This window comes from Shewanella sp. S1-49-MNA-CIBAN-0167 (assembly GCF_040310145.1).
GTDB classification, from domain to species: domain Bacteria; phylum Pseudomonadota; class Gammaproteobacteria; order Enterobacterales; family Shewanellaceae; genus Shewanella; species Shewanella psychromarinicola.
In genome coordinates this window covers 23,348-41,141 of the sequence record NZ_JBEOPO010000042.1, presented here as the reverse complement: position 1 = coordinate 41,141, position 17,794 = coordinate 23,348, and the positions used below count along the sequence as shown (strand labels likewise).

11 protein-coding genes and 1 pseudogene are annotated in these 17,794 nt (G+C 41.5%); 3 read left to right on the top strand and 9 right to left on the bottom strand.

Going from position 1 to position 17,794, the window contains the following annotated elements; all coding sequences use genetic code 11:
- Positions 1-87: 87 nt before the first annotated feature.
- Entirely contained in the window at positions 88-954 is an 867-nt protein-coding gene (locus AAEZ00_RS17345) for a DUF5692 family protein (protein WP_351089242.1), read from the top strand.
- A 516-nt stretch (positions 955-1,470) separates the two neighbouring features.
- Here the strand turns inward: AAEZ00_RS17345 and AAEZ00_RS17340 are convergent.
- A complete protein-coding gene (locus tag AAEZ00_RS17340) occupies positions 1,471-2,088 on the bottom strand; it encodes a TetR/AcrR family transcriptional regulator (protein ID WP_101031869.1) in 618 nt (205 codons plus the stop codon).
- 390 nt (positions 2,089-2,478) lie between these two features.
- On the opposite strand from AAEZ00_RS17340, the gene AAEZ00_RS17335 reads away from it, so the two are divergent.
- Positions 2,479-3,393: a DUF5692 family protein gene (locus AAEZ00_RS17335; RefSeq protein ID WP_351089240.1), complete on the top strand. Its 915-nt coding sequence runs from the start codon at positions 2,479-2,481 to the stop codon at positions 3,391-3,393.
- Between the two features lie 701 nt (positions 3,394-4,094).
- Here the strand turns inward: AAEZ00_RS17335 and AAEZ00_RS17330 are convergent.
- Together AAEZ00_RS17330 and nhaC are read right to left on the bottom strand one after the other, a co-directional pair.
- The gene (locus AAEZ00_RS17330; RefSeq protein ID WP_124011605.1) at positions 4,095-5,777 is read right to left on the bottom strand and encodes an ABC1 kinase family protein; all 1,683 of its coding nucleotides are present in this window, start codon (positions 5,775-5,777) and stop codon (positions 4,095-4,097) included.
- Positions 5,778-5,902: 125 nt separating this feature from the next.
- Positions 5,903-7,336 (bottom strand): Na+/H+ antiporter NhaC, encoded by a 1,434-nt coding sequence (gene nhaC / locus AAEZ00_RS17325; protein WP_206191812.1) that lies wholly within the window; start codon positions 7,334-7,336, stop codon positions 5,903-5,905.
- Between the two features lie 492 nt (positions 7,337-7,828).
- On the opposite strand from nhaC, the gene AAEZ00_RS17320 reads away from it, so the two are divergent.
- Positions 7,829-8,962: an ADP-ribosylglycohydrolase family protein gene (locus AAEZ00_RS17320; RefSeq protein WP_124012121.1), complete on the top strand. Its 1,134-nt coding sequence runs from the start codon at positions 7,829-7,831 to the stop codon at positions 8,960-8,962.
- Here the strand turns inward: AAEZ00_RS17320 and ovoA are convergent.
- From ovoA to AAEZ00_RS17290, 6 genes and pseudogenes are all read right to left on the bottom strand, one after another.
- A complete protein-coding gene (gene ovoA / locus AAEZ00_RS17315) occupies positions 8,934-11,096 on the bottom strand; it encodes a 5-histidylcysteine sulfoxide synthase (RefSeq protein ID WP_124011606.1) in 2,163 nt (720 codons plus the stop codon). The two genes, AAEZ00_RS17320 and ovoA, sit on opposite strands and share 29 nt — an antisense overlap.
- A 128-nt stretch (positions 11,097-11,224) precedes the next feature.
- Positions 11,225-12,349 carry a MalY/PatB family protein gene (locus tag AAEZ00_RS17310; protein ID WP_124011607.1) on the bottom strand — a complete coding sequence of 375 codons (1,125 nt, stop codon included), beginning with the start codon at positions 12,347-12,349 and terminating at the stop codon, positions 11,225-11,227.
- A gap of 596 nt (positions 12,350-12,945) precedes the next feature.
- On the bottom strand, positions 12,946-14,199 hold the full coding sequence (locus tag AAEZ00_RS17305; RefSeq protein WP_351089237.1) for a YeeE/YedE family protein: 1,254 nt from the start codon (positions 14,197-14,199) through the stop codon (positions 12,946-12,948).
- Positions 14,200-14,868: 669 nt separating this feature from the next.
- Positions 14,869-15,246, bottom strand: a complete 378-nt coding sequence (locus AAEZ00_RS17300; RefSeq protein ID WP_124011609.1) for a hypothetical protein — start codon at positions 15,244-15,246, stop codon at positions 14,869-14,871.
- A 402-nt stretch (positions 15,247-15,648) separates the two neighbouring features.
- A pseudogene (locus tag AAEZ00_RS17295) lies at positions 15,649-16,625 on the bottom strand (transposase).
- Positions 16,626-17,389: 764 nt separating this feature from the next.
- Complete coding sequence (locus tag AAEZ00_RS17290) at positions 17,390-17,788, bottom strand: hypothetical protein (protein ID WP_124011610.1); 399 nt, start codon at positions 17,786-17,788, stop codon at positions 17,390-17,392.
- Positions 17,789-17,794: the final 6 nt, after the last annotated feature.

The following is a 17,794-nucleotide window of genomic DNA, read 5'->3' as shown; positions in this document are numbered from 1 at the left end:
TATAAGACGCCACATCAGAAATATAATGAGTTAAAAAAAGCGGCTTAAAATCTCTCCAGAAATACTTGACCATTACACTTTACCTTAATGGCTTTCAATGAATTTGCTCGTACTACCCGTTGGGGTGGGATCTCTATGTTTATAGTGCTTCCTATCATCTTGACCATCTTCATTTGGCCAACCACTGCAGCACCTGGTAATGAGTACGGTACAGGCAACTGGTTTAACTGGGTAAAAACCTACTCTTGTCTTGCTGGTGCAATTGGTTTTATGGCCATTCGCTTCATTCCTGGTCTTTCTAAAAATAAGTATGTGTTAATTTTCCCCGCGGCTATTCTTGCTCTTAATATCTTCGAAGCCTGTATTCGTGATTTCCAAGTCTATAGCTATGGTGCATGGGATGGCGAAATCATTAACCAACTTTGGATGATGTCAGGTTCATGGAACATCATGAATGGTATTGCAGGTCTACTTAACATTGTTGCTATTTGTGGTTGGGCTGGAATTATTATTTCAAAAGATAAGTCAAAAGATATGATCTGGCCTGATATGATCTGGCCTTGGATCATTGCTTATGATTTCTGGAATTTCGCTTACACTTATAATTGTATCTCGGATCACTCTTTCTACGCGGGTGTTGTACTGTTACTATCTTGTACTATCCCTGCATTCTTCATCAAGAAAGGTGCTTGGCTACAGCATCGCGCTTCAACATTAGCCTTGTGGATCATGTTTGTCATGTCTGTTCCTCAGTTCGCAGATAAAATTGCACCAGTTCCAACAACGCATGATCCAAAAGCATTCTTCATTGTAAGTTTGGTCGCACTACTGGCAAATGTTGCCCTTGTGGTATACCAGTTTAATAAGATCCGTAAACACAAACTGAATCCTTTAAAAGATGAAATATTCACAGATTCAAAAGACTATAAACTAGTTATTAAAGAAAATACTTAATTAAACTCTTTATAACAAAGACTCAGAGCCCTTCATGAATTTAATTCTTGAAGGGCTTTTTTGTAGCGATTCGATCATTAAAACTAGACGATATCTTTATTTGATAACTCAGTAATCAAATAAAGATATTTTAGCGGGGTATTGCGTCATATTGGTGTTTATTCACATTGTTCCAAAAATACGAGCTAACAGGTTATCTAACCGAGCCGGTTCATCATTGTCTAAAAATTTATGCCACATATGCAACCCCATCGGTGGGTCAAGGCAATAATGTGTTCACCGATGGCCTTAGGTATCTATTCTACAGTTCACTCTTGTCATTGCTTTGATGCGACTCATGTACCGCAACAAGCGGTTGTACTGCCTTGATATTTATAAACATAGGCGTTGACAGTCCAGCTACGCCTCTACTGAAATCCGTAGCAGTGGCCCTATAAACGTGGGACACCCATGCAGATTAGCCGTTGGAATGGGTGCCCATGTATTCCGACATTGGTAATCAGGCGCGCCTCTCTCTTATTCTATATAATTAGCCATACCAGACATAACCGTATCAACATATATCTTCTTTAGCTGTTCCGGTGTACTCGCATCACTAGAAAAACACAGGCGTATGACGGAGCTAAATAGAAGACTCATCAATAAAATAAATTGTTTTAACTGTATCTCATCCTTAGGACGGGCGACTTTGAGTACGCTTTGAAATATTTTGTCGGCTTTGACATTACTTTCTAAGGTCGCAAGATTAACAAGATCGGTATCAATCGACTCAAACCAAATTTGACGTAGTGCCGACTCATTTTTATGTAATAAATAAATATCATCAAAATTATTATTTAGCACCATCTCTAGGTCTTCAAGTGTTTTCAGAGCAATAACATGTTTATCCACGATAAGCTGGATTTTTTCCATAAAATGTTCAGCTAAAGAAAGAATGATTGCTTCTTTATCTGAAAAATATCGATAAATCGAAGCTGGGGATGTATTCGCACGTTTAGCTATATCGGTAATTTTAAGGTTACCGATATTTCTTTCTTCAATTAACCCCTTCACGGCTTCAAGGATTATTGCCACTCGTTCTTTACTACGATTTTGACTAGGATTTTTTCGGTTGGTGGCTTGTTTTAAATTCATCTGATTAAGCTCTTGCTCATAATATAGAATAAATAATTGGCTCAATATAGCATATTAAAAAATCAGATTCAGCTTGGTAATTATGTTGCGGCATTTGAGTAAAAGTGATCTTACAAGTATTAATTAGAGATCTAGAACACAAAATAAACAGAAGTAGAATTTATATTTTGACATTTAGTCGAGAACTCGAGATCATAAAAACGTGACGTTTAATCACGTTTTATGGTTTGGGGATATTGAGCTATTTGATTAACGACTAATTAATCATTTTCACTCATTAAATTACCAACAATAAGCAAAGATTTCACACTACCAACTGTGAATTGTAATGGTCGTTTTTATCCACAAAGGAAGCTTTACTTTAGCTACACAAAATAAAGGAATATATATATGTTTTTTGAAACAATCCCTTGGCAATCTGCGCTTGTTGGTGTGGCAGTCACACTCGCGCTAATTGTGCTCAATGAAATATCTAGACGCAGTAAATGGGCTGCAATATGCTGTTTCATTGTCTTACCGATTATTTTAACCATCTTCGTATGGCCAACAACAGCTGCCGAAGGTACTACTGTAGGCAGTTGGTTTGCTTGGGTTAAAGTTTACTCTTGTCTTGCTGGTGTCATTGGTTTTATGGCTATCCGTTATATTAAAGGTGCAGTTAATAATAAATATTTGTTGTTTTTTCCTGCCTTTATTTTAGGTTTCAATATTTTTGAAGCTGTTATGCGTGAATTCCAGACTTCTGGTTTCAATGGTATGCACGATGGTATGCTTATTATTGGCGGCCAGTGGAACATCCTTAACGCTATTGCGGGTATCTTAAACATCGTTACAATCTGTGGTTGGGCTGGTATCTACATCAGTAAAGATAAATCTCAAGATATGATGTGGCCAGATATGCTTTGGTTCTGGATCATCGCGTATGACCTATGGAACTTTGCTTATGTGTATAACTGTGTACCAGATCATTCATTCTATGCAGGTATGTGTCTGCTTCTTTCTTGTACTATTCCGGCCTTCTTTATCAAAAAAGGTGCATGGTTACAGCACAGAGCATCAACACTAGGTTTCTGGATGATGTTTGTAATGACGTTCCCTTCATTCGTAGATACTAGCGCGTATGCTGTTAAATCTTCGCATAATACTGATGCAATGTGGTTAATTAGTATTATCAGTATTGCGTTTAATCTTGGCGTATTTGTCTACCAGTTTGCCAAAATCCGTAAATTTAAACTGAGTGCTCTTAAAGACGAGATACACACAGATCTTAAAGTTTACCAAGATGTTGCAGCGGTAAATAACTAGATAGTAAATAGATTTTATTTGTTCTATAAATAAAAAAGCCTCTCGATTTTGAGGCTTTTTTGCATGCCAAAAATTTAAATGTGCCAACTAAAAATTGTTACTACGTAGAGCAGACCCAATTGATGACATCCGCATAGACAGTTTCTGTATTCTTCTCATTCAACATTTATTAACGCTCTTGTAGATATAAATGATGCGTTACCTTTTCGCAAAAAAGAAGAAAACCCAAGCGACCCATTTTAATGATGAATTAACAGAATGTTGTTCAACTTTGATTGCGATAGTATTTATCACTATTTAAATGTATAAATTGAACGGGAATTAGCGAAAAATTGAGCTTTAGATGAAAATCGATGAGCATTATGGCAGATTCAAACATCACAAGCGGTTTGATATTAATCAAGGATGAAATGGGATAATTGATGTTAAACGTTAAGCCTTAAACCTTAAGCACACCACTAGGCATTGGCAGATTGTTGCACCTTGTCGCCGTTTTAGCGCTAAATGCTCACTGTATTCTGTTTATTTTTAAGTGGCATAATTATTTTTCCACACAATAGAACTGTCATCAATGTTGCGCAAAACAAAAATGCCTGATTAAGTGGTTATCAATTATCGCCCCGTAATGTTAATGCGATGACCCTGCAATGTAGCGCCAACGGTTACGGCCATGTTTATCTATTGAATGGGAAAAAAGCGACTCATCTCCCCCGTCCGCTTGACCAGATAGAGAACACTAACCATATTCCACCAACGACAGCACTCAGAAATCCAAGTACGCCAAATAACGGCAAACCAAACAAGGTCGGGCCACCATCAACCGTCATCACAATAGAAGAGCCAATAATCATGGCCGCTACAACATTACCTATTGCCACTCGGCTAGCAGCACGGTCAAGTTGATTGCCAAAGGCTTTTAACCTCGTTACATCAACATGTAGCTGAAATCTCCCGCTACGCGCTGAGCGAAAAAGTTGCTGTAAATCATGCGGTAATCCGGTTAACAGTTCGGCGGTACCGACAATAGCTTGCCAACCTCTTTTGGCCATTGCATCTGGTGCATATCGGTCTAACATTAGCTGGTGTAATAATGGCTCTGCTTCAAAAACCATATCAAAGTCAGGATCTAACTGCAGGGCAACGCCTTCAAGCGTTATCAATGCTTTAATCAATATAATTAAATCAGGGGGTAAGTTAAGGCTATATTCTCTAAGTAATGACATCAGCTCAGTAAGCATCATGCCCAAATTGAAGTTCTTTAATGAAACGCCATGATATTTATCAACAAACTCTTCTACTTCAAAAGTAAGATTTTCACAATTTAATGGCGGATCTCCAGCCCAAGTCAGTAATACTTCAACAACTCTAGGCGCATCCAACTCAACCATGCTATGTAAAAGCTGTACCAATTGATGTCGGCGCTCGAAAGACAGTCGTCCAACCATACCAAAATCAATAAATGCAATTCTATTTTCCGGCAGATAAAAAATATTACCTTGATGGGGATCTCCATGATAAAAACCATCAATCAACATCATTTTTAACGCCGCTTGACCGCCATGCTTGGCTAACAATTTTCTATCTAACCCTGTTTTCTCCACAGCTTCGATATTTCGCCCAGAAATACCATCAATAAATTCTTGAACATTGACACGTTCACGGCACCACGGCCAATAAACTTTAGGAATAACGATTTTTGGATCATTATTGAAATTTTTGGCGATCCTTTCAGCATTACGACACTCGGCCAACAAATCCAATTCCCGCCGCAAAGAGTGGGTAAATTGACGTACCACCTCACGAGGTCTAAAACGCCGTAAAGATGTTGACTCGGACTCCATAACTTCAGCAATGCGGGCAAGTAAACGTAAATCGGCCTCCATTATCGGTCGGATACCCGGCCTGCGGACCTTAATAATGACCTCAGTGCCATCTTGTAATCGAGCTCGATGAACTTGCGCAATGGAGGCGGCAGCGAGAGGTTTAGGATCAAATTCGGCAAAAGCCTGTTGCGGGCTACATCCTAGGTCTTCGTGTAACTGTTTACAGATTAATTCAAATGATACCGGAGGAGCTTGATCCTGTAATTTTTCAAATTCAACAATCCACTCTGGAGAAAACAGATCTGAGCGTGTCGCAAGGATCTGTCCTAGTTTAATAAAGGTTGGCCCCATTTCAGCCAGGGCATGACAAAACCTGACTGGTGAATCTACATTGGTTATTTCCGAAGCATACTTCCAATGCAGTGCCTTACCTGCGCCATTAACCACATTCGCTAGGCCAAGTCTTCGCAGCACATCGCCGAAACCATAACGGATTAAGACCGATGCAAGCTCATTAAGTCGACCAATATCTCGCGCGGTACCTAACGTATCCCAAAGCATGGCGCACCTATTTATTCTTATTTGCAGTAGAATTGGATGTTAATTTATCATCCAAGGTTTGTGCAATCCCGTCAAGAAAACCTGCTACTAAAATCTCGGAACATTTACCATCGCCAGCGGTGTGACTATAGCTCCCTTGAAGTAAAAACGGCCAAAGCTGGTTTGGTTTTCGGTTTGAGAAGACCAATGCCAAAGGCGGCCATTGCCACTGCAATGATGGCATTGAGGTAGTTGAAAAAAGCATAGGGCGCGTAGTCAAGTACGTCTACCCCTAGAGTGGCGGTATAAAAGGCACCGGCCGTGGTCCACGGAATAAGGCCTGTGGTCATAGTGGCACCTTCTTCAACTGAGCGCGAAAGAATGGCAGCCTCTAAATTTTGTTGCTCATATTTGGGCTTAAACAGTTGGCAACTTAGAATAATCGAAATATAAGCCTCTCCCATAGCAATGTTACCTAAGAAGCCGGACATAATAGTTGTGGCAATAAGGGTGGCAGTGCGTTGCACTCTTTTTATGATACCGGCTAATAGTGCAGTGAGAAATCCCGCGCCGTGCAAAATTCCGCCTAGCGCGATAGCCATTAAAGCCAGCAGCAAGGTCCAGCTCATGCTGCTAATGCCGCCGCGACCAAGCAAAGCATCTAAACTGGGGATACCCGTTGATTCGGGCGTATTTTCCCACAGCGCATTAAGCACGGAGATAGCACTTTCTTGCTGATAAACAATCGCGATTAGCACGGCGAGTATAATACTGCATGACATAGTCACTTCTGCAGGCACTTTTCTAATGCTCAGTACAGCGAGTAAAATCAGTGGTAATAAGGTGATCAGCGGCGTAAGGCTATAATTGTTGGCTAGTGCCATTTGAATTGAGGTGACTTCTGTTAAGTCTATATTTTGCTCGCCATAGTTCAATCCGATCACTAAAAATATTAAGAAGGTGAGGATAAAGGTGGGCGTTGTGGTAAACAGCATGGAGTAAATGTGTCGATAAATATCGGTGCCAGCACTCATAGCGGCGAGGTTTGTGGTATCTGAAATCGGCGACATTTTATCACCGAAGGTTGCACCGCAGACAATCATACCTGCGACTAAAGGCAGGGGAATATTCATGGCAGAGCCGATGCCAATAAAAACCACGCCTAAGGTGCCGACGGTACCCCAAGATGTTCCGGTTGCTACCGACATCAAGGCGCACAGTAATAAACCGACGGCCAAAAACAAACTTGGACTCAGCCAGCTAAGGCCATAATAAATAAGCGTGGCGATGGTGCCACTGTGCATAAAACTAGCAATCACCATGCCGATCAATATAAATATATAAATGGCAGGCATGGCTCTGGTGAGGGCGCTAGTCATCAACTCGCGTATGTGTATATAGCCGTAGCCAAGACTAAAAGCGTTGAGTCCTATCCACAAAAGACACAGAAACATCAGTGTATGCAGACTGATCCCTAAACCAAAAAGTCCTCCTGCAATGGTGATGATAATCACGCTAAAACAGATAAGAGACTGCAAAAAACCAGGGCTACGGGGTAAGTTAGGAGTGATTACAGGCATTGGCACACAGTATGGTAACAATTGGGATGAAGTTGAGTATATCAGTACAGATAATTGGGTAAACTATAAACAAGCAGGATATGAAAAAAAATAAACCTTTCGTCTTTTATAAGCAATGGTTTAGCTACCAAGCAAAGGCCAACTCGAAAGATATATCATCACAGAGTGCTGCACATAATTATTTATAAGCTCATTTATAAGCTCATTTACAAGCTCATTTACAGGCACAATGGGTTACATCCTCTACATCCTCCACATACTCAAAAAAGCTGTTGCGCTTGTCGGGTTGAAAATTATGGTTGCGAAATAAATTTAGCCTATTGCCTTAAAAAAAACGTCTACTTTTGTATAAATGACGTACCTAGTATGACCACATACGTTTTTAATCAATATTCACATGGTAAAAATTATCCATTCGTTATCGATTCACAACCTATTGTTGCGGTATCTAATGCAGATACAAATTTTTTACCATGTGAAAGAGGCATTATCATGAATCACAACCCTTCTCAGCCACTTCGCGTTACCTGGGCACTTAAAACAAGCTTTATTGCTGATGCTTTGGCCATGCCAGTGCATTGGTATTATCAACCAATGGAAATAGAGCGTGCTTTTACTGGTGGTATTCAGCGCTTTGAGGCCGCCCCTGAGTTTCACCCTTCATCTATTATGTCCTTGCACTCCAAACATAAAGGGGGGCGACAGTCCAATGATCGATCGTCTAAAGGGCATTCAGCTAACGATCCGTCGCCGCAAGTGGTAGGCGATATTATTTTAAAAGATAAGGCGCAGTTTTGGGACAAACCGAATGTGCATTATCATCAAGGCATGCAGGCGGGCGAAAACACCCTCAACGCCCATTGCGCTCGTGTACTGATGCGCACCCTGGCGAGTTCGCCACAACCCTATGACCGACAAGCATTTGTTAATGCCTACATTGACTTTATGACAATGACTCCCGCCGCTCATCCCGATACTTATGCAGAATCCTACCATCGAGGATTTTTTGCTAACTTGGCGCAGGGACGCAAGCCTGAAAACTGTGGAATGATAACTCACGACACGGCATCCATCGGTGCATTGGTGACAATAGCGCCTTTGGTTTTTTCAGAACGACTTAAGGGCATAAGCGAAGCCGAGATAAAGATTGCCTGCCGAGCACATCTGGCCTTAACCCATCCTGATGAATCCTTAATGCAGGTGTGTGATCGCTACGTGCAACTCTTGTGTGGTCTGATGGATGGGCCTGATGAGGCAGGCGTTAAGGCACTTTTACTTGAAGCAAGTAAAGGCTTAACCAGTACTAATTTAGCCGGTCTGTTAAAACGTAACGTGCCCGACAATCAGGTCGTCGGCCAGATATTTTCAAGGGCATGTTATATTTCAGATTCTTGGCCTGTCGTCTTGTATCTAGCCTGTAAATACCAAAATGACCCTTGGCAAGCACTGCGAATCAATACTAACTTAGGCGGTGACAACGTACATCGCGGCATAGTGCTGGGAACCTTGCTTGGATTGCAAAGCGATATTGTGGCCACCAGCTGGTTTGAACAACTGGTAGACCACAAATTGATTGCTCAGGAAATTGAGGCGCTTATCAGCGTGGCAAGCGCTCCCAAACCGTAAGTTCAGACAAGGTATGCTGAAACTTGTGCTGAGTTTCACGGATCACAAACGGGACTTTGCGCGGCTCACCCACTAACATAAAGTGGCTTGATAGTTGCTCTTTCAAGCCATCTAATGTGCTGTAGTTTTCGCCATCTTTTTTGAAACCCCCAATCCATTCTTCCTTGGGTGTATGTTCTTCCAGCCACGTATAGGGCGATGCAATAATAAGCAAGCCGCCATCATTGATGCGCTGTGCCATATCCGCCAGAAAACGGCTCGGCTGGTAAAGCCTATCAATCAAATTAGCAGCTAAAACTAAATCATAAGCAGTGAATTGGGGTTTGAGATTACAGGCGTCGCCTTGATGAAATGCAACACGGTTTGCATAAGCTTCCAACCCTAGTTCTTGCAGGGTACGAGTATGGTAGCTAACTAATTCGCCTTCTTCGGCACGGGCGTAACGCACTGCGCCTTGCTGCGCCATTTTAGCCGCTAGGCGGGTAAAGTTTGCTGAGAAATCAATACCGTCTACTTCATCGAACTGACGGGCCAACTCAAAACTTGCTCGACCACACGCACAGCCTAAGTCAAGTGCTTTACCGGTGGTTTTGCCCTTCATTGCCTCAAGTGCAATATCAGCTAAGGCTTTAGGAAAATTGTCTACGCCATACCAGGTGTCACCAAAGTGAAACTCTGCATATTCTGACAGAAGCTGATCACTTTCATAGTAAGCCTTAGGAGACATTGCCTCAACTTCGGAGGCAATATAGCGAAATCCGGCGTGCTGCGAAAAGTGACGTCTAAACGCATAACGTGCACTAAGGCGCGCTTCGTTACCACTTGAAATCCATGAACCACCTTTGATTATATTGTGTTTACCATCAAAAGTTGGCGTGGTGAAATCGTCATACAGTGGGTGTACTTTAAAGTTATCGAAGGGATAAATAGGCGTTTCAGTCCATTGCCACACATTGCCCACCACATCAAACCAACTGCCATGTTGATAGCGCGTTACCGGGCAGCATGATGCAAAATGGTCAAGATGCAAGTTTGCATCGGCCGCGCTATTACTCAGCTCTTCAACGCCCGCTAGTGAGCATAGACGATGCCATTCGTCTTCCGTTGGCATCCGAATTTGTTGCCCAGTTTCTACGGTTTTCCATTCACAAAACGCTTTCGCTTCATGGTAGTTAACTTCAGCAGGCCAGTCCCAAGCCATATCAATTTCTTGTGTCATCAGGCGCAAACGCCAACCATTGTGCCAACGCCAAAATACCGGGTGTTTCGCCTCAGTAAACTGCCGCCAAGCCAGGCCTTCATCGCTCCAAAAACGATTTTGCTCATAACCACCGTCCTCAACAAACTCGAGGAACTCTTGATTGCTGACTAAATATTGGCTGGCTTTAAATTCGGCTACCTCTGCCTGATGTTGGCCATATTCGTTGTCCCATCCATAGAAGGCACTATCAAAGGATTTTCCAAGATTAACTGAGCCGGCAGTAACGCTTATCAGTTTGTTTTTTGGCGCTTGGCCAGTATCTTTGCAAGCTGGCCATTGAGGTAATGGCTGGACTTTGGCAAGTTCATGTTGGCGAATGAGAACAGACGACGTCTCAAGGTGAATACGCTCGTGCTCAATACCCATGACGATGGGCCACCAGGTATTTTCCCAATCAATGGGTAGGACAAGGTGCAAGGTATCAATTAATGTTAATACTGTGGCACGCACTTTAGCGCGGTAGTCTTTTACCGCAGAAACACTAGGCCAGTCATAATTGTCTTCAGACAGATCATCCCAGCTCATTTCATCAACACCCACCGCAAAAATTGATTCCATATGAGGATTAATCCGATCGGGTATCAGTTTTGCCAATAGTAGCTTGTTGATGAAAAAAGTGGCCGTATGCCCAAGATAGAAAATAAGCGGGTGGCGCAAGGGTATAGGTTTTTGATAGAAAACAGCATCATCGCGCAAACAATCGAACAGTTGCGTATAGGTATCGAAGGTATTAGTGAAGTAAAGCGCTATTTCTTTGCGCTTATCATCCACGGTGCCGCTGTTCAGTGTAGGAATTCGGCGCAATGATCCAGAGTCAACAAACGTTGCGGATCGTTTAGCCATTTCTTGTGCGTTTTGTATAGGTAAGGTCATCCTGAAACACGTTCCTTTGATTTTTATTCTATAGTCATACGATTTACTACTGGATAAAGGCTCAACTTTTTTACTTTATATTAATATTACCCGTAAAAAAACAGAAGTTTTGCCGGTGGTTAAACGTCTCAGCCCTGCAGTTTTTTAATGGCTTCGACTAAATAATCTCGTGAGCAACCGAAGTTCAAGCGAAAACAGTCTTTATCACCAAAATCTCTGCCCGCTGATGGACCAACACCTTTGGCTTCACACCAGGCTTGCGTATCGGTGACTTGCAAACCGCTGGCATCAACCCACAGCAAAAAAGTAGCCGCGGGTGAGATTGCTTTTAAACCTTCAATTTTGTTGATTTCAGTCACCAAATAATCGCGATTTTCAGTTAAATACGCCACTTGTTGTTGATGCCACTCATCGCAATGCCTGAAAGCTGCATTAGTAGCGGTAAGGCCTGTAACGGTTACCGATGGTAATCTGCCGCGGGCAGCATGGTTGAAGTCTGCTCTTAATTTTTCGTTTGGAATAATAGCGAAAGACGTACCTAATCCAGCAATATTGAAGGTTTTACTGGCGGCCATTAATGTCACTGAAGACTCAGCCAACTCTGGGTGCGCACTGGCCGGTAGATGTGGCACGTCATCTAAAATTAAATCGCAGTGTATTTCATCCGAGCACAGCATAACGCCATGTTTTCTGCATATTGCTGCAATTGTGTCTAACTCGTCTTGGTTTAAAACTGAGCCGAGCGGATTCATCGGATTACACATAATAAATAAGCTGGCTTTAGGATCCGCGGCAGCCGCTTCTAAGGCATTAAAATCGAGTGTCCAGCGACCTTCCACTTCTATCGAGCCGATACAAGTTCGGTTGAGATGATTAATTGCAGGTGCTGCCAATATCGGAGGATAATTGGGTGTTTGTACGATAATCGTATCCCCTGCTTGGCAATATGCTTGAATAGCCACATTAAATGCGGGCACCACACCCGGAGTCCACACTAGCCAACTAGGATCAATCTTCCAGTTATACTGACGTTGACACCACGCCACAACAGCCTCACTGGCATCGGTATCGTGAGCCGATAAGGTATAACCAAATAAGCCGTCATCAATGCGCTGATGTAAAGCAGATAAAATAGGCTCAGCACAGCGAAACTCAGTATCAGCAATCCACATAGGCAGTATATCGGTACCTTTGTATTTTTCCCATTTATGGGCTTTTGACGATGTGCGGTCTGGTTTATCGCTGAAGTTCATTGCGGGTCCTTTGATCGTTAATTTAGCAGTCTGCAGTAAATAGCCGATTTAGCCTGTTACTATTAACCTTTGGTTTAGGTTAAAACACAAGTCAACATAACCCAAGTACTTGTGGGAATAAAAATGCCCCCCCTTTTTATTCGCCCATTTTATTCGGTATACAAGTGATAACGCTAACGATGACACTCATGGTTAATTTTTATTGGATATTAATCTTGAGGAAGGATAGCTTGCTTTTATAAAGAGGAACTCTTGGGTTTAAAGTCCCAGAATACATAGCCAGCCATTTTTTGAAGTAGCAACATAACCCCTTTCTATTGGAGTTGCGATCACCTTTTATCATTTTCTCAACGAGCAAATTCAACAGGCTGATTTAACCAATGAGCACTCAATTGGCCAATCCATCAGTAATATGGTCGATTTAACACAGCAGAAAAGCTTGATATCAATCAAGCCTAAAAGCACAGAGCAACCGTTCTGTGCTACTTGCTAATATTCTCGTTTTATACAAAGGCATTAAAAAAAGATCGTTTATTAACTATCAAACAACCCCTATCGGCTTAAAATTGGAAATCCGCGCTGTACAGCAATCGATGTTATTTGATTAGGGAATGATGAAGTTTATTACCTAAAACCCCCCCTGAAAGTAAAAATACCAGGTAAATCCAACCGGATAGTGAAAGATTGGCAATAGGTGTAAATAAGGCGCCGACATTACAGCCGTTAGCAAAACGAGTACCGAAGCCCATCAGTAACCCCCCTAAAGCAAAAAGAGCAAATTGTTTCGCAGAATGATTGATTTTAAATGAGAATGAAAATTTACCCATCAGCAGCACCGCGATTAATGTCCCCACTATAAGAGCAAAATTCTGCACTGAAATACTATGCTCGAAAAACGGGGTAGTAAACAAACCGGCTGGTCGAGAAGTAAAGTCAGCAATATCATTTGCGCTCATGCCAAACACCATTAACACTTTACCAAACCAAATACCGAAGGGTGTTGATGCCCCCCATCCTGCACCCGTTGAGACCATCATAATACCGAAGATCAAGGATATCACTAGCGCCGCCGTTTTCATTTCCCATAGATTACCAATCCATCTATGGTAGGTTTCAACACTGAATAAAGTAAAGTGCTGCTGAGTGTGTTTTGGGTGCATTTCTTGACGTACAGTTTCAGCGTCAACACCTAAGAATGACCCTTTCGCATGACGGTAATTTTGATATTTTTTAGCGAAAAAAACCACGATCAAAGCAAAAGCGATGCTCACTAGAATTGAAATAAAATAGCCGTTCAAAGGCCCCCAGGTAAACAGATCCGGCAGGTATACCCCTTTGCCAGCAAAACTACTGGAAGAGAATGATGTGGTTGTGATCCATGTTTGTGTCGCCTGCAATGGAAAACCAAAAAACACCCCGGCACCAAAAAAGAATAAGGTCGTCAAAGCACGCGGAATATCGCTCACCAATTCAACCATCACGCCCGTCGCACAGCAGCTTGAAAGGCTCATTCCAGCACCAAACATGACTCCCCCCAACACTAAGCCCAGGTTGATAGGATTAACCCATAAATTATAGCTGCCGGGGTTGGCATTCAGCAGTAAACCCGCATTAATAATGGCGGTAATAACGAACATAAACATTAATGTCTGCAGCAATTGCGTCGAACCACGGCGATACGCACGGTTAACACTACCGGCAAAACCTATAGACCCCTTTGTTAAGACAAAACCAAGGCTCAAACCGAACAATAAACGCAAAAATAGTGATGAACTGTCAAGGAAGACGGCTCCTAAAAGAAGAGAAGCGATGGCGATGACAATACCAAATGAAGCTTGTTTTTTATCCATGGTGATAATCCAGAAGAAATGAAAAGTAGGCATTCATACACTGCGGATTTTTTGAGTTGGTATGAAATGAAGCGCGGATTATTCTCTTACCGTGGATATATGTCCAACCCTTCTTTATAACTTATTGGTCTAAATTCATCGGTATCTTTATATTGGACAAAAAACCGGCTGCAACAAATCAATAATGGATGATTGAGATTTATTCAATGTGCTGTTTTTTTAATAAAAAATGCCCGTAAAGCGTAACCCTACGGGCTTAATGAAACATTATGAGTTTCTATGAAATAATCAGATGATGGTGACATCATTCCGCCCATATGAAGGACAAGATATTGATACTTAATGTTATAATTAACCTGTAAAATCAAGATACCCCGCTTTATACCCCTACTTATTCTCAGTAGTGCATAAAAAAACACTCTAAGATGTAAACGCCCCCTAAGTAGGTGGGAAACAAAAAGCAAGTCGCTATCCCAGTGGCACATTATCTGTAATAGCCAATATTCGCTCTATCAATCAGTGTCCAATATCGACACCATATATGACCATGTTAATTGCAGAGTTTGTTGAACTTAGCCGATGCCTAACTAAATTAATACATGGCATTGATACAATGAGATATTTAAAAGTAAAGTCGATTGAGCATCAATCATTCAACCTGTTGTAGTCTCATTTAACTCTGAGCTTCGATAGGAGAATTTTTGAAGCAGCAGTAAATTTACTAAAGCCATCTTCATTTTTTGTAAAGCTGCCGTATTTATCATGACTGCCAGAGCCTTTTCTTGCTTCGCCATATTTAGCGTAGGCAAATACAATTTCCTTTGATGCCAGCTCCCCTAAAGATGCTCTAAGACGAGTTACATCTCTATCCGTTATTCCATGCTCAAAAATGCCAGCTTCAAGCTTATCCAACTGAACTATTAGAACTTCTCTAACCGGAGAAATTGCATGATTAAACTCTTTGCGTTTATCTCGACCTAGAGATAATCGATGCCCAAGAACTAAGCCAACAAAAAGGCCAAGTAAACCAGTAAAAGCTTCTAGCACAGTGCCTCCAAGAACATAACGCGTATTATTAAAAATTCCGCTAAATACCCTTATGTATTTTTCAGAACTATCATCGCTATACAGCTTTAATTATTAATATTTTTAGTACGTTATCAGGTTAGTTATATTGAATCAATCAACTTTAAATTAGGGCAAAAACTAGAAATGAAACTATTCTAAATGAAACTATGCCACCCATTTTTTGAACAAATAACATAACTCGTTTTTATGGCTTTGGCGAGGGTTACGCTCGATGTACTCAACTCATCAATTTCAATCAACATGGCTAAAACATTAGCGTTAAATTAGTGGTTTATTCATCATTTGCAGAATTCGGCACAGCAGAAAAAATTGATAGTAGTCAAGTGTAAGGTGAATTGTTATTTGAGGGGGTATTATTACTTAAGCGCACAGCCAGCGCTGACAGTTGCAGCGCCTTGTCGTCGTTTTCGGTCTAAATGTTCACAGTATTCGGTTAAGGCGGGTAATGCTCCAACAGCACCTTTAAATAATGCACCAAATTCAGTTGTGATTTTAAGCCAATTCTCTGCGGGAATGTTTAATCTATTCAGTATGTCCTGGCTGCTTGAGCTAATGGCGCCCCGCTTATCTTCTCGAATTATCCGACCGGTATCTTCAACCAGTACAATGTAGTCTTTGACGCTGAACATGAGCCCGTTAGGCATATTGAGTCTTTCATTACCCACAAACGGTATTAGTTCTGTTGGTTGCTCGCCATTCATTGCTGAATTTATTCGACGTTGAATACTGGTGTAATCTGAGGTTTCTGGGGTTGCGGCCATCATGGCACGAATTGGATTCAAATCAACATAGGCCATACAGGCTAGTGCTGCGGTTTCATCAAGTAGCGCTTGAGACTTAAAGCGTCCTTCCCAGAAGCGGCCTGAGCACTTATCTTCTTTGTTGGCCATTCTGGCGATTGGCTCACTCAGTGAACGCATAAACCAACTGATATCAATTAAGCGCCTACGGTATTCGGTAATGCATTCATTAACCGTTTGAAGTTCAAATTGGTTAAGGTCTTCCTCTTTAAGGTATTTGTGCGTGAGCAACGTGCCCTTAAAGCCTTTGTGCCACTGAATTAACACTTCTTTATCTGACCAGCATTTCGCTTTGTCTGCATCAACCTTTAACACCACATGTAAATGATTACTCATCACGGCATAAGCACAGATATCAATGGCAAAGATGGTCGCTAACTCAAGGATACGTGAATCGACCCACTCACGTCGATGCTCGAAATTCTCACCCGTTGAGTTATCAACCCCACATAAAAATGCCTTACGCACCACTCGTGAACAGCAGTGATAGTAAGGCGTATCTTCTAGGCTAATGATTGTCTGCCTTGGTCTGGCCATCTTTAATTACCATTTTCAAAGGGTAAATAAAGCGTAGTTAAGTGTTTGCTATTTGGCCAGTTGAAGTGGATGGCTATGTTAATTCTCAATCAACATGGCTAAAACATTAGCGTTATATGATCGATTTATCAGTCATCTACGCAATTCAGCACAGCAGAAAATCACGATATCAATCAAGGATAAGGAGAATTGTGGTTTTTGAGGAATTAATGCTTAAGCGCACAGCCAATGCTGGCATTTTGCAGCGCCTTATCTTTGTCGATTTTACTTTTGTCTTGGATTTTGTGGAGGGATAGCTTGCTTGTAATAAAGAGGAACCCGTGGGTTCAAAGTCCTATCTTTCGCCCAATAAAAAGGCCCGCTATAAATAGCGAGCCTTTTTATTTGAATGTGGCGGAGGGATAGGGATTTGAACCCAGACTCTCAAATTAAATAGTTAAAATAGTCGTTTAAATTCATTTGGTTGCAGAATTTTATATCTTCAAACCCTGCAATTGCTAACTAAGATTGACTTTATTCCTGAAGTTGAAAAAAGTCAATAATTATGAACTGATTTCATTAGGTTCAGATTTCACTGTTAAGCCCGCGACTTTATAAATATCAGGGTAGTAAAACCACTTCTAGCGGTAAATTAGCGCATCAAAAGCAACGATAAGAGTGAGAATGTTGTACAGAAAACTAAGGCCCAAAAGCCTTCGGTGAGCAGAGTATTATCTTGACACACCGGGAGCGTCCATATATGGCCATGTTATTCTTCTTATTCATCACAAAACTCTATAAAGATATAGGTAGCCATTCTCAACTCTGATAAATGCGTCGGATTTACTCAACTCGCTACTGAGGTCTTGACTAACATTCCCTGAAAGTTTGAATCTTGTGAATGAGTTGGCTTCGCATTTATTGAGTACGTCATTTAACTTGTTTAGTGCCTTTACGTAGGCTTTAGGCTCCCCTTCAAGAATGATGACACCTTCTATTTCTGGTGAGTGCTGAAGGTCAACAGCTAAAGGCAGAGTTGTTGCCTCAGAAGATTTTGCCGCAAAACGTTCTAAATCAACTTTACAATTCAATGTCATAAGCGCTGCTGACTTTATCGTCTCGGACTGAGCCTCGCGACACCCAAAAACAGACATAATTGTAATTAGAATAGCTATAAATTTCATATAAAC